We start from the raw sequence: 21,227 nt of genomic DNA on the forward strand, positions 1-21,227 counted from the left end.
TCAGGCGTCGAACCGGAAGCCGCCGAAGGTCTGGTGGGCGGGCTCCGCGGCGGGTACGGGCTCCGCGGGGTCCCGCAGCAGGAGCGTCACCTCGTCGACGAGCCGCTGGACGATCCGCTCCGCCGTGTCGGAGGCGTAGCGGCGGGTGTCGTACTGGAGCACCAGACGCATCCCGTGCGCGTGCTCCACGAACTGGAACGACAGCTCGAACATGCCGACGCGCAGCGGGGTCGGCCCGCCGCGCAGGGCGATGCCGTCCGGCGCGCACGGGCCGGTGTCGATGTGCGGGTACAGCGCCACCCAGACGTCGAAGAACGGCGGGCGGCCGGGGGAGCGCGGCGGGTCGAGCGCCGCCACGAGCGCGTCGAAGGCGACTTCGCTGTGGTCGACGGCGTCCATCGTGCGCTGTGCGACGTGGCGCACGAGGTCGTCCGCCGACGTGTCCGCCCGGACGTCGAGGCGCAGCGGGACCGTCGCGATGTGGAAGCCGACCGCGTCCTCCGCGCCGAGCAGCGCCCTGCGGTCCACCGGGGTGCCCAGGCAGATGTCCGTGCTGCCGGTGAGCCCGGCCAGGGTGCGCGCGACGGCGGCGGTGAGCGGCGCGAAGGGTCCGGCGTGGTGCCGTCGGCCCAGGTCGGTGAGGTGCCGCAGGGCTTCGGGGCCGATCTCCTGGGCGGCGATGGCGGTGGTCGCGCCGGCCGGTTCGGTGCGCGGGCCGCGCACCGGCAGGGGCAGCGGCGCCGGGGGCGGCAGGAGGACCTCCCGCCAGTGGCGAAGCGCGGCCTCCGGGTCCGTGGGCCGGGGCACGGACGGCCCCCGCGGCGCCTCGGCGGCCGACGGGTCCGCGTAGGCGGCCACGAGCTGTCGGGCGAGGATCTCCAGGCTGCGGCCGTCGCACACGAGGTGGTCCGCGAGCAGCAGGAGCGACCAGCGCGCCTCGGTGCGCAGGAAGAGGGTGGCGCGGGTGAGCGGGCCCGTCGCCGGGTCGAAGGGCACCGCGATCCGGTCGTCCACCAGCGCGCCGAACCGTGCCTGGCTCAGCTCCCGCGCGCTCACGTCCACCACGTCGAACAGCGGCTCGTCGTCGGTGAGCACCGCGCGCGGCTCGCCACGGAACTCGACGAAGACGGTCCGCAGCGCCGGGTGGCGCCGGGCCAGGGCGGCCAGCGCGGCCCGCAGCCGGCCGGGGTCGACGGGGCCCTCGCCGTGCAGCAGGCAGGGCACGGTGTACGCGCCGAAGTCGCCCTCGGCGCGCTGCCGTTCGAGCCACAGCCAGCGGGTGGCGTCGGCGACCGCCGTCCCGGGCGGCGTGCTGCCGGGCGCCGGAACGTCCGGTGCCGCGGCCGGGGGCCGGTGCGGTGCGGCGGCGGACGGAACGGTGCCGGGCGCGAGATTGGCCAGTCGGGCGGCGAGGAGCTCCGGGGTGGCGGACTCGAAGACGTCCCGCACCCGCACGCGGACGCCGAAGGCCTCCTCCACGGAGACGGCGAGGGCCAGCGCGGACAGGCTGTGTCCGCCGGCGAGGAAGAAGTCGGTGTCCGGGGTGACGTGGTCGAGTTCGAGCGCCTCGGCGAAGAGCGTGCACAGGCGCCGCGTCGGGTCGAGGTCAGCCACGGCGGCCCGATCCCGGGCACGTGCGGGCGGTGTCAGAAGTCATAGTGGGTGTCGCTCCAAACAGGGCCGGGTGCGGACGGGTTCGGGGTCGCGGTCGGGGGCGGGGGGCCGGTCGGCGGTGCGGCGCGGCCGGTGGTCAGGGCGCGCAGCGCGGCCACGACATGGTCGGCGTAGCCGCCCGCCTCCGCCGCGTCGAGCAGATGGTCGTCGTAGGTGAGGTCGAGGTGCAGGTCCTCGCCCTTGACGCGGGCGTACAGCCACAGGTCGCTGGTGGCGGGCAGGTCGTCGGGGAGCAGGTCCTCGACGACTTCGCTCTCGGCGCGCAGGCCCGCGTTCTCCCAGCTCACGCCGAGGTCGAGCAGCAGGCTGCGGCCCGGTGCGGCGCGCAGGCCGAGCCGCTCGGCCAGGACGTCGAAGGGCAGCCGGGAGTGCTCGTACGCCTCGACGATGCCGCTCTGGACCCGGGGCAGCAGGTCCTTGCCGGTCACCGTGTCGTCGAACGTGACCCGCAGCGGCACCGCGTTGACCAGGTAGCCGATCAGCGCGTCGGCCTCGGGGCGGTGACGCAGGCCCGCGGCGAAGCCGATGACCAGGTCGGTGGCCCGGGTGTGCTGGTGCAGGGTGACCGAGAACGCGGTCACCACCTGCGCGAACGGTGTGCCGGGGGCGTCGCCGAGCAGCGCCGCGGGCACGGTCCTGTGGACGAGTCCGGTCCGGCCGCGACGGCTGCCGCGGCGGGCCGGGTCCACCGGATCGGGCCCGTCGGTGACGCCGCGCAGCCGCTCCCGCCAGAACGCCACCTCCCCTTCCGCCTCGGGCCCTGCCAGCCACTCCTGCTCCTCGCGGACCCACTCCTGGTAGGTGTAGGCGAGCCGGGGCAGTGCGGCCGACGCACCGGCGGTCACCTGGTCGTACGCGGTGAACAGGTCGCGCAGCAGGACGTCGACGCTCGCGCCGTCGTAGATCAGGTGGTGAGCCGTGACGGTGAGCAGATCACCCCCGGCGGGGCCCGTGAGCAGCCGCAGCTCGAACAGCGGGGCCCGTTCCAGGTCGAGGTCGACCCGGCGGGCGTCGTGCAGCGCCGCGGCCACCTCCGGGCCCGCCGGGTCCGCGCCGGGCAGGTCGACGACGACCAGGGGCACGCCGTCCGGCAGCCCGTCGAGGACGGTCAGTTCCGCCTCCGTGCCGCGGGGCAGGACCTGGGCGCGCAGCATGTCCTGGCGGGCGACGACGGCCTCCAGGGCGGTGTGCAGCGCGTCGGGGTCGACACGGCGGCCCAGCCGTACCAGGTCGGAGATGAGGAAGGTGTCCGAGCCCGCCCGGCGCGAGGTCAGCCAGACGCGGCGCTGCGCGCGCGACAGCGGCAGGAACGCGCCCGGCGAGGACGCCCCGGCGGCCGGGCCCTGCGTGGTGCCGCCCACCGGCTGCCGGGTGTGCGGCCCGGCCCGCTCGGCCAGCGCCGCGGTGAGCGTGGCCACGGTCTGGTACGTGAAGACGGTGGCCACCTTGACGCGCAGGGCGTGGGCGATGCGCGCGGCGGCCAGACTGTGGCCGCCCAGCTCGAACAGGTTCGCGTCCGGGTCGGTGACGGGACGTTCGAGGACCCGCGCCCACACCTCGGCGACGGGCTCCTCGTCCGCCGTCAACGGCCGTACGGGGGCCGGGGACGCGGCGGCGGCCAGGGCCTCCTCGGGCGAGGGCAGCGCCCGCCGGTCGAGTTTGCCGCCCGCCGCCACGGGGAGCGCGGGCAGGTACACGAAGGCGGCGGGCATCATGTACGCGGGCAGCCGCCCGGCCAGGTGCCCGCGGAGCGCCGCCCGGTCCGCCCCGCCCACCACGTAGGCGACGAGCCGGTGTTCGCCGTCCGGCCCCGGCACCGGGAGCACGGCGGCGGTGCGCAGGCCGGGGGCCTCGGCGAGGACCGCGGCCACCTCGTTGGGCTCGACCCGGTTGCCCCGGATCTTGAGCTGGTCGTCGGTCCGCCCCAGATACTCCAGGCGGCCGTCGGGCAGCCGGCGCGCCAGGTCCCCGGTGCGGTAGACGCGCTCGCCCGGACGGACCCGGCTGGGCACGAAGCGGGCGGCGGTCAGCCCGGCGTCGCCGAGGTAGCCGCGGGCCAGGCCCGCGCCGCCGACGCACAGTTCACCCGGGGCGCCGAGCGGCACGAGCTCGCCGTGCGGGTCGAGCAGGTCCACGGTCTTGCCGGGCAGCGGGCGGCCGATCGAGGCGTCGCCGGACACCGTGCCGGGGGTGCCGGGCGGGGGCGCGGGGACCACCTGCTCCACCGTGCTGAGCACGCTGTCCTCGGCGGGCCCGTACTCGTTGAACAGCTTGACCCCGGGCAGCAGTTCGGCGTGCCGGGCGGCCAGGGCGCGGGTGACCCGTTCGCCGCCCAGGACGACCTCGCGGACCGCGCGGAACGCCGGCCCGACCTCGTCGAGCAGCACCTGGTAGAGGCTCGGCACGAGCAGCACGTGCCGGATCGGGTGCCGCCGCACGACCGCGGCGACGTCCGCCGGGGTGAGCAGTTCGTCGCGGGTGACGATCACCATGGGCGCGCCGGAGCCGAGCGCGCTGAACACGTCGACGATGCCGGCGTCGGCGTGGATCGGGTCGACCTGGAGGACGGCGCCGTCGGCGGCGAGCCCGTAGTGACCGATGCGGAACAGCACCGAGTTGACGATGCCGGCGTGCTCCACCATCACGCCCTTGGGCGTTCCGGTGGAGCCGGAGGTGTAGACGACGTACGCGAGGTCGTCGGGCCCCGCGGGCCGCGGCCCGGGCTGCTGCGCCGGGGCCGGTTCCGCGGCGGCCGTGTCGCCGGTGACCAGCGTGGGCAGGCCCGCGTCCGCTGCCGTGCCGGTGAACCGCGCCGACGTCACGGCGGCCACGGCACCGCTGTCGCCGAGCACGGCCGCGAGCCGGGCCGCCGACTGCTGCGGGTCCAGGGGCAGGAACGCCGAGCCGGTCTTGAGGACGGCGAGCAGCGCCACCGGCAGCCACTCGGAGCGGTCGCAGAGCACGGCGACGACACGGCCGGGCCCGGTCGGCGCGGCGGCGGCGAGGCGGGCGGCCAGGGCATCGGCCCTGCGGTCCAGTTCGCGGTAGGTGAGGGTGCGGTCGCCGCAGACGACGGCCCGGTCGTCGGGCGCGCGCCGCACTTGGGCGAGCACGACGTCGAGCAGGGTGGCCGGCGGGTGCGGGGCCGGGAGGCCCGGGCCGGTGCCCGCGGCGAGGAGTGCGGCGCGCTGGTCGGCGGGCAGTACCGGGACGGTGCCGACGGCCGCCGCGGGATCGGCGACCAGGGCGGTCAGGAGGTGGTCGAGCTGTCCGGCGATCCGTTCCGCGGTCGCCGCGTCGAAGACGTCCTCGCGGTAGGTGACGGCCATCTCGACGGGACGGCCGGGGCCGGGCTCGGAGAAGCTGAGGGACAGGTCGAAGCCCTCCGTGCCGCTGTCGAGGCGGAGGTGCTCGGCGGCCGGGCCGCCCTCGGTGCCCAGCGGGTCCGTGCCGGAGACGGCGGCCTCGACCAGCACGTCGAACAGCGGGTTGCGTCCGGTGGTCCGTTCCAGGCCCAGCGTCTCGACGAGGCTCTCGAAGGGGTACTCCTCGTGGGCGCGGGCCCGACGGGCGTGCGCGTCCACCGCCGTCACCAGATCGGCGAAGCCGAGCCCGGGGTCGACCGCGGTGCGCAGCGCCACCGTGTTGACGAACAGGCCGACCGAGTCGGCGAGTTCGGGCCGGTCGCGGCCCGACACGACGGTGCCGAGCACGACGTCGTCCGCCCCGCTCCAGCGCAGCAGCAGGACCCGGACCGCGGCGACCATCGCCGTGAACGAGGTGGTGCCGAGGTCCCGGCACAGGCGCTGCACGGCCCGGCTGGTGTCCGCGGCGACCGTACGGCGGACCGTGCCCGCGGCGGCACCGCGCTCCGCGGGACGGGGGCGGTCCAGCGGCAGGTCGGTGCTGGGTGCGCCCTCCAGGGTGCCGCGCCAGAACGCGGCGCTCTCCGGGGCGTCCGGGCGCTCGTGCCGCGCGAGGGCGTACGCGCCGTACTGGGTGGGCGCCGGCACCTGCTTAGTCCCGTCCAGGAACCGCAGCAGGTCGCGCAGGATCACGGCGAACGACCAGCCGTCGCAGACGCTGTGGTGCACGCAGAGGAGGAGCGTGCCGGGTCCCGGGCCGTCGGTGAGCCAGTGGGCGCGCAGCAGCGGTCCCTCGGCCTGGTCGAAGACGTGGCGCTGCTCCGCCGCCGCGACGCGCCGCAGGAGTGCCTGCGCCCCCTCGGCCCCGGCCCGGTGGACCCGCAGTTCGGGCCGCGCCCGGTCGGGCGCGAGGACGATCTGCCGCAGGCCGTCGGACTCCGTGCGGAACACGGTGCGCAGGGCCTGGTGGCGCCGGACGACCTGCTCCAGCGCGGCCGCGACGTCGGCCGCCGCGCGGGAGCCGGGCAGGCGGAAGGCCTCCACCATGTTGTACGGGCGCGGCTCCCCGGCCTCCCCGGCCTCGTACTGTTCGAGGAACCACATCCGGCGCTGGGCGTTGGACGCGGGGAGCGGGCCGGGGGTCAGGGGCCAGGGGGTCTGCCCGGCGGGGGCGTCCCGGCCGTCGGCCGCGGCGCGGTGCAAGAGCGCCGCCATGCCCTCGGGGGTACGGGCGGTGAACACGTCGCGGACGGTGATCACGCCGTCGGCCGCCCGGCCGAGGCGGCCCGCGAGGACGGCGGCGGTGAGGCTGTGGCCGCCCGCCGCGAAGAGGTCCTCGTCCCCGGCGCGCGGCGGAGCGCCGAGCACGTCGGCCCAGACGCGGGCGACGGTCCGCCCGGTCGCGTCGGTGGGCCGCCAGACCTCGCCGTCCTGGCCCGCCAGGTGCGCGAGGAGCGCCGAGCGGTCGATCTTGCCGTGCAGGGTGACGGGCAGTTCGTCCAGGCGCAGGATGCGGCCGGGGACCATGTACCCGGGCAGTCGGCGGTCCAACTCCGCCCGGACCGCGTCCGGTCCGGTGTCCCGGTCCGAGGTGTAGACGGCCGCGAGGGAGGGCGGTCCTGAGCCGTCGGTGCGGGGCAGGACCGTGGCGGCGACGACGCCGGGCACGGCGCTGAGGGCCGCCTCCACCTCGCCGAGTTCGACGCGGTTGCCGTGGATCTGGATCTGGTTGTCGCGGCGGCCGAGGAAGACCAGCTCGCCCCGGTGGTTCCAGCGGCCGAAGTCGCCGGTGCGGAAGGTCCGGACGCCCGGGTGCGCGGGGAGCTCGACGAACCGGCCGGGTCCCGTCGGCTCGTCGTCGAGGTAGCCGCGGGCCACGCCGGGGCCGAGCACGTGGATCTCGCCGGGCACGCCGGGCGGTGCGTGGTCCCCGTGCGGGGTGAGCACCAGGACGCCGAAGCCGTCCGAGGGGCTGCCGACCGGCACGGTGGTCAGCTCGGCGAAGGCGGACCCCGGGCAGGTGAAGGTGGTCGCCTCGATGGTGGCCTCGGTGGGCCCGTACAGGTTGGCGAAGGTGCCCACGCGCAGCCGGTCGGCCAGCCGGGGCAGCAGCCTCGCCGGGATCTCGTCGCCGCCGAGCAGCACGATGCGGACCTCCTCGGCGGCGCCCGCGGGCAGTCCCTCGGCCATGACGGCGAGCAGGGACGGCACGCAGTTGAGGACGTTCACGCGCAGGCGCCGTGTCGCCGCCCAGAACTCCGCGGGGGAGAGGGCCTGCGGGGACCCCATGGGCACCACGCAGCCGCCGGCCGCGAGCGTGGTGAAGACCTGGTACGTCAGGGCGTCGGAGGTCACCGCGGAGAGCAGGGCGCACCGGATCTCCGCGTCGAAGCCGAGGAGGCGTCCCGAGGCGGCCGTCTTGTGGGCGAGCTGGCGGTGGGTCAGGGCGACGGGGCGGGGCAGTCCGGTCGATCCGGAGGTGAAGAAGAGGATGGCCTCGTCGTCGGGTGCGGGCGCGGTGGCGACCACGTCGGCCGCGTCGGGGGCGGTGACCAGTGCCCGCGGCGGCACCACCGGGAGGTCCACGTCACCGGGGAGTTTGGCCGAGGCCGAGATGACGCACGCGGCCCCGCTCAGGCGCAGTTGACGGGCGACCCGCGCGGGCGGGTGGGACGGGTCGAGGGGCACGAACGAGGCGCCCGCGCGCAGCACCGCCAGGATGGCGAGGACCAGCTCCGGGCCCTTGGGCAGCAGCAGCGCGACCCGGTCGCCCCGCCCCAGGCCGTGGGCCGCGACGAGGGCCCGCGCCGCGCGCGAGGTGCGCGCGGCGAGCTCGCGGTGGCTCCAGTTCACCGTGCCGTCGGCGACCGCCTCGTGCTCCGGGAAGCGGTCCGCGGCGGCGTCGACGATGCCGGTGAGCGTCGCGTCGGGGAAGTCGGGCGGTACGGGCAGGCCGGACCACCGCTCCACCTCGGCGCGCTGTGCGGGGCCGAGGACGTCGAGGTCACCGGCCGGCTGCCGGGGCGCGTGGCCCAGGCCCGTGAGGGCGGCCGCGGTGCAGCGCAGCAGGGCCGTCGCGGCCACCGGCAGTTCGCCGCCCGCCTCGGCGGTCAGCACCAGCCGGTCACCGGAGCGCCGCAGGGTCAGGCGCAGGTCGACGGGGTCCAGGAGCTTGCCGCCCGTCTCCTCGCAGACGACGCCGAGCCGGGACAGCGCACGGCCGGCGGGCAGGCCGGCGAGCCGCAGGCGCGCGGCGACCGTCTCGCGGTCGGTCCAGGCGAGCGGCAGCGCGGATTCGAGTTCGGCGTGCAGCGCCGTGAGGAAGGCGGCGGCGGGCGCCCCGCGGTCGAGGGGGGCGCACAGGGCGAGTTCGCGCGGGGTGGCGTCCGTGGCGGCCCTGCCGGTGCCCCGGGGGGCGGGGGCGGGCACCAGGACGACGTGCCGGGACTCCTCGTCGAGGGCGGCCAGCGCGAGCCGTGCCGCGGCGACCGTCAGCAGCAGGAGGCCGGTCGCGTCGCCGCCCGTCAGGGCGTCGAGCCGCTCGGTGGCCGCGGGCTCGACGACGCACTCGGGAGTCTCTCCCGCCGGGGCCACGACGTCCAGGAACGGGACCCCGTGGGCGGCCGCCAGGCGGGGGAGCCAGGATTCACTCAGGGCATTGTCAATCAGCATTTCTCACGCTCACCCAATACCTTCGATGATTCTGACGAACATGACGGCACCGTAAGATCCTGCGCAAGAGAAATAGATCTTGTCAATCATCAATCCGGGGCCCGAAGCCGATCATTGCCCTCCCTCTTGCCAGCCGTTACGATTGCCGATCATCGGCGTCCGGTGCCCTGTGCACTCATCAACCGACGGGATCTCGCATGCTCAAGTCGCAAAGGCTCGCCACGCTTCCGATCGACTCCTACGATTTCGACGAAGAGCTTTCGATCATCGATTCGAACGACGCCGGGGGTGAGTACGACGCGTTTACCTTCGGGTCCTGGTCCGCGCATGTTCTCGCCAATTCCGGGGGAAGTGACGAGGACACGTCGTTCCGGCCCTACGAGGGGCAGCTCGCCCTGACGGAGCTGGGGCGGAAGCTGCCCGGGATCATGTCGATCGTCACCGACAACTTCCCGCTCGAAAGGCTGCAGTGGGTCCGGATCTTCAGTCTCAGTGATGGAATTCTCGCGCCGCACGTCGATTTCCTCGAATTCTCCGAGCCGGGTACGCGACTTCAGATTCCGTTGCGCACGGACGAGGATTCCCTGCACTCCGAGGAAGACATCGTGTACCACCTCCGTCGCGGCGAGGTCTGGAAAATACACACGACGGTCCCGCATTCGGCCCGGAGCGTCTCTTCTTTCCCCCGGCTCTCGCTCTGCCTCGATTTCTCCGGCGCCGAGGAACCGGTCGAGATCAAGAACGCGGTGCCGGCCGAACTGCCGGTCCGCATCATGGAGCGCCCGCCGGTGACGGACGCCGAGGTGGAGGAGCTGCTGTCCTCGTCGGCCGAGCTGGACGCGACCACCCAGCGCGCCGCGTTCCGGCGCTTCGCGGCGGTCCACTTCACGCGGCAGGCCGACGCGACGGCGGCCTTCGACTGGTTCGTCGAGGCCGCCGCGCGCACCGGGGACGACGCGCTGGTCGACAAGGCCAGGGCGTTCCGTACGTACTGCATCGAGAAGCGCGGTTACCGCGAGGCGTTCGAGTGGTGAGGGACCAGGGACAGGGGCTGGGCCCCGGGCCCGGGCAGGGCCTTGCGGTCCAGCTTCCCGTTGGGTGAGACCGGCAGGTCCTCCGTGAGCCACCAGCGCACCGGCACCATGTAGTCGGGCAGCACGGCGAGCAGCGCGCGGCGCAGGTCAGGGGCCGACGGCGGATCACCGGTGAGCGCCGCGTGCAGCTCCACCGCCCCGTCGGCCCGCACCACCGGGAACGCCGCCGCGTCACGTACCCCCGGGAAGTCCATGAGGTGCGCCTCGACCTCCCGGGGCTCCACGGCATTGCCCCGGATCTTGATCAGGTCGTCCATCCGGCCCAGGAGCTGCAGCGTCCGGTCCGCCCGCCACACCCCGCGGTCGCGGGTGCGGTAGAGCCGGGCGCCGGGGCGGAACGGATCGGGCACGAACGCCCGGCGGCTCAGCTCCGCGTCGGTGTAGCCGATGGCCACGCCCACGCCGCCGATGTAGATCTCGCCCACCTCCCCGTCGGGCACCGGCTCGCCCTGCTCGTCCAGCAGGTAGACGTAGGTGTTCCACACCAGAGACCCGACCGGGGGCCGCGCTTCGAGGTTCCCCGCCGCACCGCTCACCGAGTGGCTGGCGACCATGTGGTTCTCGGCGGGCCCGTAGTGGTTGTGCAGGGTGAGCTCCGGGCGGGCGGTGAGCAGCTCCCGCAGGGCCTCGGTGACCCGTACCGTCTCGCCCGCGCTGATGATGTGGCGCAGCTCCGGCGCGTGCGCGAAGTTCGTCGGCAGCGCCATGACCACGTCGATGAGCGACTGCGGGAAGTCCACGACCTCGATGCGCTCGTCGATCACGTAGTCGACGAGGTCCCGCGGGTCGCGCCGCACATACGGCTCCGGCACGTACAGGCAGCCGCCCGACGCGAGGGTGTAGAACATCTCCTGCACCGACACGTCGAAGGTGAGCGGAGCCACCTGCAGCACCCGCCGGCCGCGCCCCAGACCGGAGCCGTCGACCTGCCACGAGACGAAGTTGGCCAGGCACCGGTGCGTCTGCACGATGCCCTTGGGCACGCCCGTCGACCCCGAGGAGAAGATGACGTACGCGGCATCCTCCGGCGCGGGCCCGGCCCGGCCGCCCGGCGCGGCGGGAGCACCCGCCGCACCGGGCGCCACCAGATCCGCGAGACCGGTCGTCCGTGCCGACGGCGACATCGCGTCCGCGACCCCGGGCTCGGCGAGGACCAGCAGCGCCGCGCTGCTCGCCCGCAGGATCTGCTCGACGCGCTCGGGCGGATACGTCGTGTCCACCGGCAGATACGCGGCCCCGGCCCGCAGCGTGCCCAGCAGGGCCGCGGTGAAGTCCACCCCCGCCCGCGCGGCGATGAGGACGACGTCACCGCGGCCGATCCCGAACTCCCGCCCGAGCCGGCCCGCCACGGTGTCCGCGAGCCGGTCCAGTTCCGCGTACGTCACCACCCGGCCCGGCTCCCGCACCGCGGGGGCCTCGGGGTGTGCGGCCACCTCACGGTCGACGAGCTCGAGCACCGTCGCGACACCGGTGTCCACCACCGGACCCGCGTGCCCCGGCGGCGGCGCGGCCGTCATCGCTGCGCCCCGGACTGTCCGGCCAGCGACCGGGCGACCTCCGCGGGGAGGAACGAGTACGGGTCCTGCGGATCGTCGGCCGTCGCCTCGACGGAGATGCGGTGGCCGACACCGAGCTCCCGCGCCAGCTCCTCGAACACCTCCACCATGACGAGGTCCTGGAGCGCGAGGCCAGTGGAGTCGTACACGGTGGTGACCGGGGACAGCCTGCGGTGCGCGTCCGGGTCGCGCAGGAGATCGGGGAGCGGGGCCCCTATCTCCGCCGGGACGAGCTGCTGGCAGTCGCCCTCGGCCCGCGCCTGCTCCAGGTGGTCGGGGCAGACGTAGGCCGCGCGCAGCAGGTCGAGCGGGAGCTCCGTCTTCCCCGGCATGTCGGAGCCGATGGTGTTGACGTGCACCCAGGGCTTGAGCGACGTGCCGCGGATGACCGGGCCCTCGTGCGGTCCGACCGAGGTGGCCGTGCACAGCACGTCCGCCCGCTCCTCCACCTCCGCGAGCGGCGCGACCCGCACCAGCCCCTCGGGCATCCTGGCCCGGGCCGCGAAGGAGTTCTCCGCCCGCACGTCCTTGTCGCAGACGAGCACCTCGGAGAACGGGAAGACCCGCGCCAGGGCGTGCAGTTGGGTCACCGCCTGGGCCCCGCAGCCCACCAGGCCCAGCACCCGGGAGTCCGGGCGCGCGAGCACCCGGCTGGCCAGCGCGGACGCCGCACCCGTCCGGACGGCGGTGGCGAACGTGCCGTCGACGACCGCCCGCAGGTGGCCGCTGTCCGCGTCGAAGGCGCAGAGCGTCGACAGGATGGTGGGCAACTGGTTCTTGACCGGATTGTGCGGGTTGTAGCCGACCAGCTTGATGGAGACCGTGGCGCCCTGGCGGACCGCCGGCATCCACTCCAGTAGGCCCAACTGCGGTGTCTCCAGCAGGAACCCGTCCCGCTGCTTCATCTCCACCGGCGCGCCGGAGCCACCGGCGAGGACGGCCTCCATGCGGGCGATGGTCAGATCGTAGAGTTGCCCCAGTCCCACCTTCGTGACGATGGTGGCGATGGCTTCGGCGTCGACGATGTGCGTGCGCTCAGCTTGCAAGGGTCTCTCCCGGAGCTCAGAGTTCGGGCTTTTCCAACGGGGTCGAAGAGGCAGCGGACTTCGCGGAGGTCGAGGGGCCACGCCCGTGCCAGGACTCCCACAGGCCGGCATAGGCGCCGCCGGCCGCCACGAGCTCGTCGTGCGGGCCCTGCTCGGTGATGCGGCCTTCCTCCATCACGACCACACGGTCCGCGTCGTGCGCGGTGTGCAGCCGGTGGGCGATGGCGATGACGGTGCGCCCGCGCAGCACACCGGCCAGCGAACGCTCCAGGTCACGGGCGGCCCGCGGGTCGAGGAGCGACGTGGCCTCGTCGAGCACCAGGGTGTGCGGGTCGGCCAGCACCAGCCGGGCCAGCGCCAGTTGCTGCGCCTGGGCGGGGGACACCGGGGTCTCGTCGGTGCCCAGCTCCGTGTCGATGCCGTCCGGCAGCGCCCGCACCCACTCCTCGGCCGACACGGCCGCGAGGGCCGCGGTCACCTGGGCGTCGGTGGCGTCCGGCGCGGCCAGCGCCACGTTGTCGCGCACCGAACCGAGGAAGACGTGGTGCTCCTGCGTGACGAGCGCGACATGGCGGCGCAGCTCCTCCAGCGGGAGCTCGTGCACCGGCACTCCGCCCAGCGTGACCGAGCCGGTGCGCGGCTCGTGGATGCCGGTGAGGATCCGGCCGAGTGTCGACTTGCCCGCGCCCGACGGTCCGACGATGGCGACGCGCTCACCGGCGCCGGTGCTCAGGTGCACGTCCTCGATCACGTCGTGGCCGGGCCGGTAGGCGTAGGCGATGCCCTCCGCGGTGAGCCGGTCGTCGGCCGGGCGGCGGTCGGTGGTCTTCTCCGGTCCGGCCACCGACTCCACGCCGATGAGGCGGGCCATCGAGGCGTCGCCCACCTGCAACTCCTCCAGCCAGCCGAGGAGTTCGTCCAGCGGGTCGATCACGGCCCGGGTGTACAGGGTCGCGGCGGTCACCTCGCCGAGGCTCACCCAGCCCTCGATGTAGAAGAGGCCGCCGAACAGCAGGGTCGCGGCGACCGGCAGGATGTAGCCGAAGTCCATCAGCGGGAACCAGACGCTGCGCAGGAACAGCGTGCGCCGCTCGGCGCCGTTGGCCCGCTCGACGTCCTCGTCCGTGCGGCGCACGCGCGGACCCGACCGGCGCAGCGCCTCCACGGTGCGGGCGCCGGACACGGTCTCGTTGAGTCCCTGGGTCAGGTCGGAGTAGCTCGCCGCCTCGGCGAGATAGGCCTCCCTGGCGCGCTGCAGGTACCAGCGGGTCGACCAGACGATGACCGGGACGGCCACCAGGCACGGCAGGACCATGATCGGACTGGTGACGACGAGGGCCACCAGCGTCAGCACCACCGAGAGGCTGGCCACCAGGATCGAGGGCGCGCCCATGCGCACGGCCTGCGACAGCGCGTCCACGTCCCGCGTGCTGCGGGTCAGCAGGTCGCCGCCGCCGGCCCGCTCCACGGTGTTCAGCGGCAGCGTCAGGACGCGCCGGATGAACCCCTCGCGGATGTCGGCGAGGACCAGCTCGCCGAGCCGGGCCCCCTCCAGGCGGGCGGTACGGGTGAACACGCCCTGGAGCAGCAGGAGTCCGGCGATCACCAGCACGGTGACGTCGACCCGGGTGGTGGTGATGCCCTTCTCCACGTGCTCGACCAGATCACCCAGCAGGGCGGGGACGACCAGACCGCAGACGGTGGCGAGGACGAACCAGAGCACGGTGCGCGTCAGCAGCCCGGTGTGGCTGCGCACCAGACCGCGTACATGACGGCGGACCGTCTTCGCGTCGGCTACCGGAAGACTCACTGTGCACTCCTCTGGGGGCGGCTGTCGGAAGGAACGGGGACGATGACGTTCACGTCTCCTCCCGCATCACCACGGCGGCGTACTGGGACGTGCCGGAGGCGAGCTCACGGTGCGTACCGGTCAGGACGACCTTGCCGTCCTCCACGAAGGCGACCTCGTCGGCCCGGTCGAGCAGCAGGGGGCTGTTGCTGACCACCACCGTGGTGAGCTCCGACCGGGAGGCGTGCAGCCGTTCGGCGATCACGGACTCGGTGTGCGCGTCGACCGCGCTGGTGGGGTCGACGAGGACGAGCACCTGGGGCTGCGCGGCCAGGGCGCGCGCGAGCCGCAGCCGCTGCTGCTGGCCGCCGGAGAAGCTGGAGCCGCCTTCGGAGACGACGGTGTCCAGGCCTTCGGGCAGCGCCTCGACGATGTCCTCGGCGTTGGCGTTGTGCAGCGCCTGGGCCCGCACCTGCTCGGAGCGGCCGCCCAGGTCCTCGGCGAGGACGCCGGAGAAGAGGGCGTCGTCGTTGCGGGCGACCAGGACCAGGTCGCGCACCTGCTCCAGCGGCAGGGTCTCCAGCGGTACGCCGCCGACGGTCACCTGGCCCTGGGCGTACCGCCCGAGCCGTTCGGCGATCTCGGCGCCCTGCTCCGGCGTGGCGGCCGCGATCGCCGTCATCACGCCCGGCCGGACCCGCAGGCCCGACGTCGCGTCGTACAGGTCGGGCGCCTCGGAGAGGTCCGCCTTCGCGGTGTCGGCGGTGGGGTCGGGCTCCAGGGCCAGCACGCGCACGACCCGCTTGGCCGCGACGTCGGCGCCGACGAACGACTGGACCGCGGAGGTCGCCGTGCGCATCGGCAGCATGAGGAAGGCGGCGTAGCCGTAGGCGGCGACGAGGTCACCGGCGGACAGGTCGCCGCCGACGGCCAGCCGGGCGCCGATCCAGACGACCGCGACCACGAAGATGCCGGGCAGCAGCACCTCGGCGGCCGGCAGCACCGACTCGATCTTGGCCACCTGGACGCCCGCGTGCCGTACGCGCTGCGAGTCCTTGCGGTAGCGCTCGCCGAACGCGGCCTCGCCGCCGATGCCGCGCAGGACGCGCAGCCCGGACACGATGTCACCGGCCCGGCCGGTCAGATCGCCTTGCAGATCGCGGTAGTTGCCGATGCGCTTGTGCAGGGGGCTGAGCAGCGGCCCGGTACCCGCGAGGAGGGCCGGGACACCGATGAGGACGAGCAGGCCGAGCGTCACCGAGGTGGAGAGCAGCGCCACGGCGACGAGGACGACGGTGACGACACTGCCGATGCCGCGGGCCAGGGCGCCGGGCAGCGCCCCGATGCGGGTGATGTCCGCCGTGCCGATGGCGACCACCTCCCCCTTGGAGACGCGTCCCGGCAGCGTGGCGCCGAGCCGCACGGCGTGCGCCGCCACGAGGCGGAACGTCAGGTAGTTGGCCTTGAGCCGGCCGATGGTGTCACAGCGGTGCCGCAGCACACTGCCGACGGTGGTCACCAGGGCGAGCCCGATGATGACGCCGGTCCAGGTCCACAGTCGCCCGGTGTCCTTGTCCGACACGGCGTCGATGGCCCGCCCGATGGCGAAGGGGGTCAGCCCCATGCTGGCCATCCACAGGCAGCCCCAGAACACCCCGAGGAACAGTGTGCTCGACTGCCTGCCGATCAGCCATCGCAGATAGCTCCTGGGCGAGCGGAGATCCGGGTCTCCCAGCTCGGGCAGCGGATTGTTGCTTGGCAATGCGGATTCCTTCGGGGTTGTCCCGTCCCGGACGGCCGGGACGGTCAGGGGACGGAGAGGGTCTGCTGTACGGGCGGTACGGGCGGTACGGGCGGCGCTGGTGGTGCTGGTGGTGGGGACGCCCGGGGGCGGCCCCGTCAGCTGCGTGGTGGCAGCAGGTCCGTGACGAACGTCCTGAGCTCGGCGATCACTTGATGGGGAGCGTCGAGGTGGTAGAAGTGGTCGCCGGGGAACGTCCGCAGGGCGCTGGGGCCGGTGGTCCACTGCTGCCACTTGCGGATGTGCCCGTCCGTCACGCCCTCGTCGTCCTGGCCGCGCCACGCGCCGAGCGGGCAGGGCAGGAGCGGGTCGGTGCCGGGCGGGCGGTAGCTGTCGCAGAGGGCGCTGTCGCCGCGCAGGGGCCGCGTCACCGCGGCGGCGAGCCGGCTGTTGGCGCCGACGGCCGCGGGAACGACGCCGTCCGCGACGAGTTCGGCCACGAGCTGCTCGTCGGTCAGCCCGGGGGTGTTCGACGGCTCGCCCTGGTCGTCCGGCGCCCGGCAGGCCGAGGCGACGAAGCCGCTCGGCCAGCGTCCTTCCTTGCGGCCCAGGAGGCGCGCCAGCTCGTACCCGATCAGCGCTCCCATGCTGTGGCCGAACATGACGTAGGGGAGATCGAGGCGGGCCGCGAGCGGTGCGGCGACCTCGTCCAGCACCTCGGCCATGCCGGTGGCGGGCTCCTCGCGCCAGCGGTTCTCCCGGCCCGGCAACTGGACGGCGAGGAGCGCGATGTCGGGTCCGAGCAGCTCCTGCCAGGAGCGGAACTGGAAGGCGCCGGAGCCGGCGTGCGGGAGGCACACGAGGAGCGCCGTCGCCGTGCGTGGAGGGTCCCACTCCACCAGGGGGCCCGCGGTCATGGGCGCCGGTCTGCGACGGACACGTGAATGTGACGCTTCTGGAGGGCAGACACGCTGTTTCCCTTGTCAGTCGAAGGTGACGTTCAGAGGTGGGGAAGGGTCCGTGCTCGGCGGCCGGACATGACATCAACGGCGGTCGCGGTATCGGAAGTTGGGGGGAGGAGTGGCGGGCCTTGCTCGACGGGTGCGACGCGAATCGTAAATACGCGTGCCCCCAGCCCCGTTGCCAACATTCCTATCACGGAATGGACTTGTAATGGCAAGGGATAAATGGCCCCCGTCCGTTGTGTCCGTGTCCTGGCCCGACAGGAGGATGCTCCCGTTCACGGACCGTGCATCAACCCCTTCAGGCTGTGCTGTACGTCACATGGTTGAGCCGTGTCGGCACGTGATTCACTGGCCAGGAATTTACGGGTCAGTGGTCAAGCCGACCTGATGCCTTGCCGGCGGGGGATGTTCGACGTAAGGAGGAGTACCTCCGGTCGGCCAGCGTGCACGGAGACCCCAATGCCGCTGAACAGGTGTCCGGAACCCCGCCCTCGACCGGGGCGCGGGGTGAGCGCGTGAAGTCCTCGTGGCGATACAGCGCGACGGGGACGAGGGGATGTGTGCATGGCGCAGGACGAACGTGGCGTAGCCGTGATTTCGGGTGCATCGTCGGGATTCGGCGAGAGAATTGCACAAGTGTTGTCCCGGCAGGGCTACTTGGTGGTCGCCCTGGCCCGCAGGGAGGACCGGCTCAAGGCACTGGCGGAGCAGGACCCCACCGGGGCGATCCTACCGGTGGTCGCCGACGTCCGGGACCGCGACGGGCTGGCCCGGGCCCTGGACGGGCTGCCGGCGGACTTCCGTGACATCTCGGTGCTCGTCAACAACGCCGGCCATTCCCGCGGGTTCGGGCCGCTCCAGTCGGGCCGCGACGAGGCCTGGCGCGAAATGATCGACACGAACATCACCGGTCTGCTCAACGTGAGCGGCCTGGTCCTTCCCCGCATCGTTGCCCGCGGATCGGGACATGTGGTGAACATCGGCTCGATCGCCGCGAGTTACCCCTACATGGGCGGCAATGTGTATGCCGCGACCAAGGCATTCGTGCACCAGCTGTCGCTGAACATGCGGGTCGACCTCCAGGGCACCGGGGTCCGGGTCAGCTGTGTGGCGCCCGGCATGGCGAAGACCGAGTTCGCCAAGGTCCGTTACGACGGCGACGAGGAGCGCGCGGACGCGCTCTACGCGGGGCTTGAACCGCTCACCGCCGAGGACGTGGCGGAGGCGGTGGCGTGGTGTCTCGCGCAGCCCGCCCGGGTCAACGTCAACCTCATCGAACTGATGCCGTCCGAGCAGCACTTCGGACTCGGCTTCGCGGGGAGCCCGCCCGCCGCGCCCGGCGGCACGGATGGCGCCTGAGTCGGTGCGGACCGCCCCCCGGCGCGCGAGCGCGCGGGACGGCCTCGTCGCACGGCCCGCACGCCCCGACGACGCGCGGCAGATCGCGTCGCTCTCCGCCCCCTTCGTCGAGAAGGGCCTGTTGATAGACCGCACCGCGGCCGAACTGGCGGAGAAGGCGCAGGAATTCCTGGTCGCCTGTCACGAGGAGCGGCTGGTCGGGTGCGCCGGGATGGCGCCGGTCGGCGAGAGCCTGGTGGTCTACAACCTCTGCATTGCCGCCGATTGGCAGGGCAGAGGAATCGGCCGACAATTGGTCGGCCTCGCCGCGAGTATCGGCAGAGAGCAGGGGTATCAATCCCTGCTGGCTCTGACCCGATACGGCGGAGAATGGTTCGGGAAGCTGGGGTTCTCGAATGTCCCGGCGAGCGAGACCCGTGATGAATGGCGCACTCTTTTCCGTCCCGGCCGTAGGTCGAGTCTCTATCGGTTGAGACTGGCCTCCGAGTCGTCCAGAGACTGAAGCATGCCCGTGTGCTTGCTCAAGCAGACCTAGGAGTGACACAGTTGATAATCTGCGGGTTGAAACTCACGCATGATGGTGCCGTCGCCCTGCTCGACGACGACCGCCTCGTTTTCAGCGTCGAGATGGAGAAGTTGGGAAACGGTCTGCGCTACAGCACCGTCGCCGACTTCAGCCTGATCCCCGGAATCCTCTCCGACTTCGGCTACAAACCCGAGGACGTCGACGAATGGGTCGTCGACGGCTGGGACGGCGACGTGTCCGGCACGGTGTCCCTGCTCGACCAGGGCGCGCCCACTGAGATCACGGTCGGCCCCTACCGCGAGTCGGCGGCCTGCCCGGCACTCGACGCGCCGAGCGTCTCGGGGACCTTTCCCATGGACGGCGGGTCCTACGCGTACACGAGCTTCCCGCACGCGGCGGGTCACGTGTCCAGCGCGTACGTCTCCAGCCCCTTCGCGCGGCGCGGCGAGGCCTCGTTCGTCCTGGTCTGGGACGGCGGCCTCTTCCCCCGCCTCTACTGGGTCGACCCGCGTGAGGGCGTACAGAACCTGGGCGAGCTCTTCCCCGTCCTCGGCCACGCGTACGCCATCGCGGGACACCACTTCGGTCCCTTCCGCAAGACCGTCCAGTCGCCCACGGTCGACGACCTCTCGGTGGCCGGCAAGCTCATGGCGTACATCGCGCTGGGGCAGCCGGACGACGCCGTGATCTCCGTGCTGCGCGAGGAGTTCCACCGGGTCTTCGAGAGCGACGCACCGGCCGCCGTGGAGTACCGGGCGACGGTCGGCGGGTACGGCAGCCTCTTCGAGCAGTCCGTGCCCCCCGTGCACGAGTTCTTCTCCGCGGTGCGCGCCCGGGTGTCGGACCGGGCGAGCGACGAGGACGTACTCGCCAGCGTGCACGCCTTCTTCGAGGAACTCCTCGTCGAGCGGATCACCGCCAAGGTGCTCGCCGCGCGGGGCGAGGGACCCTGGAACCTCTGCTTCGCCGGCGGCTGCGCGCTCAACATCAAGTGGAACAGCGCGCTGCGCGCGGCGCCCGCCTTCCACGACGTGTGGGTGCCGCCGTTCCCCAACGACTCGGGGTCCGCCATCGGCGCCGCCGTCCTCGGCCGGGCCCAGCACACCGGCCTCACGGCCCTCGACTGGAACCCGCGGCTCGGCCCGGCGCTGACGCCGTCGCCCGAGCTGCCGGCCGGCTGGTCGGCGTCGCCGTGCACCCCGCAGGAGCTCGCGGAGATCCTCCACGAGACGGGGGAGCCCGTCGTCGTCCTGCACGGCCGCGCCGAGCTCGGCCCGCGCGCGCTGGGCGGGCGCAGCATCCTGGCGGCGCCGGTCAGCGCGACGATGAAGGACGAGCTGAACCGCGTCAAGGACCGCGAACCCTACCGTCCCGTCGCCCCCATCTGTCTGGAGGAGGAGGCGCCGAAGATCTTCTCGCCGGGCACGCCGGACCCGCACATGCTCTTCGACCACGACGTGCGGCCGGACTGGGTGGAGCGCATCCCCGCGGTCATCCACCTCGACGGGACGGCGCGGCTCCAGACGGTCGGCCGGGGCGACGACGAGCTGCTCTTCACCGTGCTGTCCGCCTACCACCGGCTCAGCGGCGTCCCCGTGCTCTGCAACACCAGCGCCAACCTCAACGGCCACGGCTTCTTCCCCGACGTGGCGTCCGCCGCGCGGTGGGGCAGGGTCTCCCGGATCTGGAGCGACGGGACGCTCCACCGGCGGACCGACGCCCAGCCGGAGGCGTGAGCGGGGAGGAACGCCCGGCGGCCGCCGCCCAGGGCGCGGCCGCGTCCCTCGTCGCCACGCTGCCCCGGCTCAGGGAACTCCACGGCCGGACGGTGGTCGTGGTGGCGGGCGACCACGTCCTGGCCGACGAGAAGCTGCGGCACGCGTTCTGCGGCGACATCGCGTTCCTGCGGTTCGGCGGGGTGCGGACCGTCGTGGTGCACGACGGCGGCCCGCACCCCCCGGCGCGGGCGGCCGGCGATCCGGAGGCACTGCGCCGGCACGTCGCGGGACACGTGCAGCGCGGGCTGGTCGGCAGCCTGGGCGACCACACCCGGCTGGCCGTGGGCATCACGGGCGAGGACGGCCGCACCCTGGTGGTACGCGACGGCGCGGACATCGTGGTCGACACGGGGGTGGTCCGCCTGTTCCTCGACAGCGGCCGCATCCCCGTGGTGTCGAGCATCGCGTACGACGCGCGAGGGGGCATCCGGCACCTGAGCGCGGTCGACGCGGCCGGGGCGCTCGCCGCCGCGCTGCGGGCCACCCTGCTGCTCCCGGCGGGGGCCGGTGGCGCGCCGCCGGTGGCCGCGGCCGTCGTCGACATGGCGCTCCCGCACGCCGTGCTGAGGCATCTGTACCGGCTCGACGCCGGTGGGGAGCCGGGGCCCGGGGAGCGGCTCGACGCGTGAGGCGTCACGCGTGACGCGCGCTGCGTGACGCGG

12 protein-coding genes are annotated in these 21,227 nt (G+C 73.6%); 5 read left to right on the forward strand and 7 right to left on the reverse strand.

The features are described 5' to 3' along the window. Both ACFYXE_RS21360 and ACFYXE_RS21365 read right to left on the reverse strand, forming a co-directional pair. The gene (locus ACFYXE_RS21360) at positions 1-1,614 is read right to left on the reverse strand and encodes a condensation domain-containing protein (protein WP_389314553.1); all 1,614 of its coding nucleotides are present in this window, start codon (positions 1,612-1,614) and stop codon (positions 1-3) included. Positions 1,615-1,646: 32 nt separating this feature from the next. Beyond that, positions 1,647-8,711, reverse strand: a complete 7,065-nt coding sequence (locus ACFYXE_RS21365; protein WP_389314555.1) for an amino acid adenylation domain-containing protein — start codon at positions 8,709-8,711, stop codon at positions 1,647-1,649. A gap of 197 nt (positions 8,712-8,908) precedes the next feature. On the opposite strand from ACFYXE_RS21365, the gene ACFYXE_RS21370 reads away from it, so the two are divergent. Next, positions 8,909-9,745, forward strand: a complete 837-nt coding sequence (locus ACFYXE_RS21370) for a putative nonproteinogenic amino acid hydroxylase (RefSeq protein ID WP_389314557.1) — start codon at positions 8,909-8,911, stop codon at positions 9,743-9,745. On the opposite strand, the gene ACFYXE_RS21375 is transcribed toward ACFYXE_RS21370, so the two are convergent. The 5 genes from ACFYXE_RS21375 to ACFYXE_RS21395 form a co-directional block, all read right to left on the reverse strand. Next, positions 9,721-11,322, reverse strand: coding sequence for an amino acid adenylation domain-containing protein (locus ACFYXE_RS21375; RefSeq protein WP_389314559.1), 1,602 nt, complete (start codon positions 11,320-11,322; stop codon positions 9,721-9,723). The genes ACFYXE_RS21370 and ACFYXE_RS21375 overlap by 25 nt on opposite strands. Next, on the reverse strand, positions 11,319-12,407 hold the full coding sequence (locus ACFYXE_RS21380) for an ornithine cyclodeaminase family protein (RefSeq protein ID WP_389314561.1): 1,089 nt from the start codon (positions 12,405-12,407) through the stop codon (positions 11,319-11,321). The genes ACFYXE_RS21375 and ACFYXE_RS21380 overlap by 4 nt, the downstream gene beginning before the upstream one ends. A 16-nt stretch (positions 12,408-12,423) precedes the next feature. Next, on the reverse strand, positions 12,424-14,217 hold the full coding sequence (locus tag ACFYXE_RS21385) for an ABC transporter ATP-binding protein (RefSeq protein WP_389314563.1): 1,794 nt from the start codon (positions 14,215-14,217) through the stop codon (positions 12,424-12,426). Between the two features lie 49 nt (positions 14,218-14,266). Beyond that, entirely contained in the window at positions 14,267-15,958 is a 1,692-nt protein-coding gene (locus ACFYXE_RS21390) for an ABC transporter ATP-binding protein (RefSeq protein WP_361177889.1), read from the reverse strand. A 137-nt stretch (positions 15,959-16,095) separates the two neighbouring features. After that, positions 16,096-16,854 (reverse strand): thioesterase II family protein, encoded by a 759-nt coding sequence (locus tag ACFYXE_RS21395; protein ID WP_389314565.1) that lies wholly within the window; start codon positions 16,852-16,854, stop codon positions 16,096-16,098. A gap of 612 nt (positions 16,855-17,466) precedes the next feature. On the opposite strand from ACFYXE_RS21395, the gene ACFYXE_RS21400 reads away from it, so the two are divergent. From ACFYXE_RS21400 to ACFYXE_RS21415, 4 genes are read left to right on the forward strand one after another with little or no spacing between them, the layout of a single operon-like run. Further along, positions 17,467-18,261, forward strand: coding sequence for an SDR family NAD(P)-dependent oxidoreductase (locus tag ACFYXE_RS21400; RefSeq protein WP_389314567.1), 795 nt, complete (start codon positions 17,467-17,469; stop codon positions 18,259-18,261). After that, positions 18,251-18,763 carry a GNAT family N-acetyltransferase gene (locus ACFYXE_RS21405; RefSeq protein ID WP_389314569.1) on the forward strand — a complete coding sequence of 171 codons (513 nt, stop codon included), beginning with the start codon at positions 18,251-18,253 and terminating at the stop codon, positions 18,761-18,763. The genes ACFYXE_RS21400 and ACFYXE_RS21405 overlap by 11 nt, the downstream gene beginning before the upstream one ends. A 59-nt stretch (positions 18,764-18,822) precedes the next feature. Next, complete coding sequence (locus tag ACFYXE_RS21410; RefSeq protein ID WP_389314571.1) at positions 18,823-20,523, forward strand: carbamoyltransferase N-terminal domain-containing protein; 1,701 nt, start codon at positions 18,823-18,825, stop codon at positions 20,521-20,523. Next, entirely contained in the window at positions 20,520-21,194 is a 675-nt protein-coding gene (locus ACFYXE_RS21415; RefSeq protein WP_389314573.1) for a hypothetical protein, read from the forward strand. The genes ACFYXE_RS21410 and ACFYXE_RS21415 overlap by 4 nt, the downstream gene beginning before the upstream one ends. Positions 21,195-21,227: the final 33 nt, after the last annotated feature.

Source organism: Streptomyces sp. NPDC002564 (assembly GCF_042889645.1).
In the GTDB taxonomy this organism is placed as follows: Bacteria; Actinomycetota; Actinomycetes; order Streptomycetales; family Streptomycetaceae; genus Streptomyces.

Coding starts and splice junctions, on each gene's coding strand:
- ACFYXE_RS21365 (WP_389314555.1), bottom strand. CDS start 8,711: ATGCTGATTGACAATGCCCTGAGTGAATCCTGGCTCCCCCGCCTGGCG.
- ACFYXE_RS21370 (WP_389314557.1), top strand. CDS start 8,909: ATGCTCAAGTCGCAAAGGCTCGCCACGCTTCCGATCGACTCCTACGAT.
- ACFYXE_RS21375 (WP_389314559.1), bottom strand. CDS start 11,322: ATGACGGCCGCGCCGCCGCCGGGGCACGCGGGTCCGGTGGTGGACACC.
- ACFYXE_RS21395 (WP_389314565.1), bottom strand. CDS start 16,854: ATGACCGCGGGCCCCCTGGTGGAGTGGGACCCTCCACGCACGGCGACG.
- ACFYXE_RS21400 (WP_389314567.1), top strand. CDS start 17,467: ATGGCGCAGGACGAACGTGGCGTAGCCGTGATTTCGGGTGCATCGTCG.
- ACFYXE_RS21405 (WP_389314569.1), top strand. CDS start 18,251: ATGGCGCCTGAGTCGGTGCGGACCGCCCCCCGGCGCGCGAGCGCGCGG.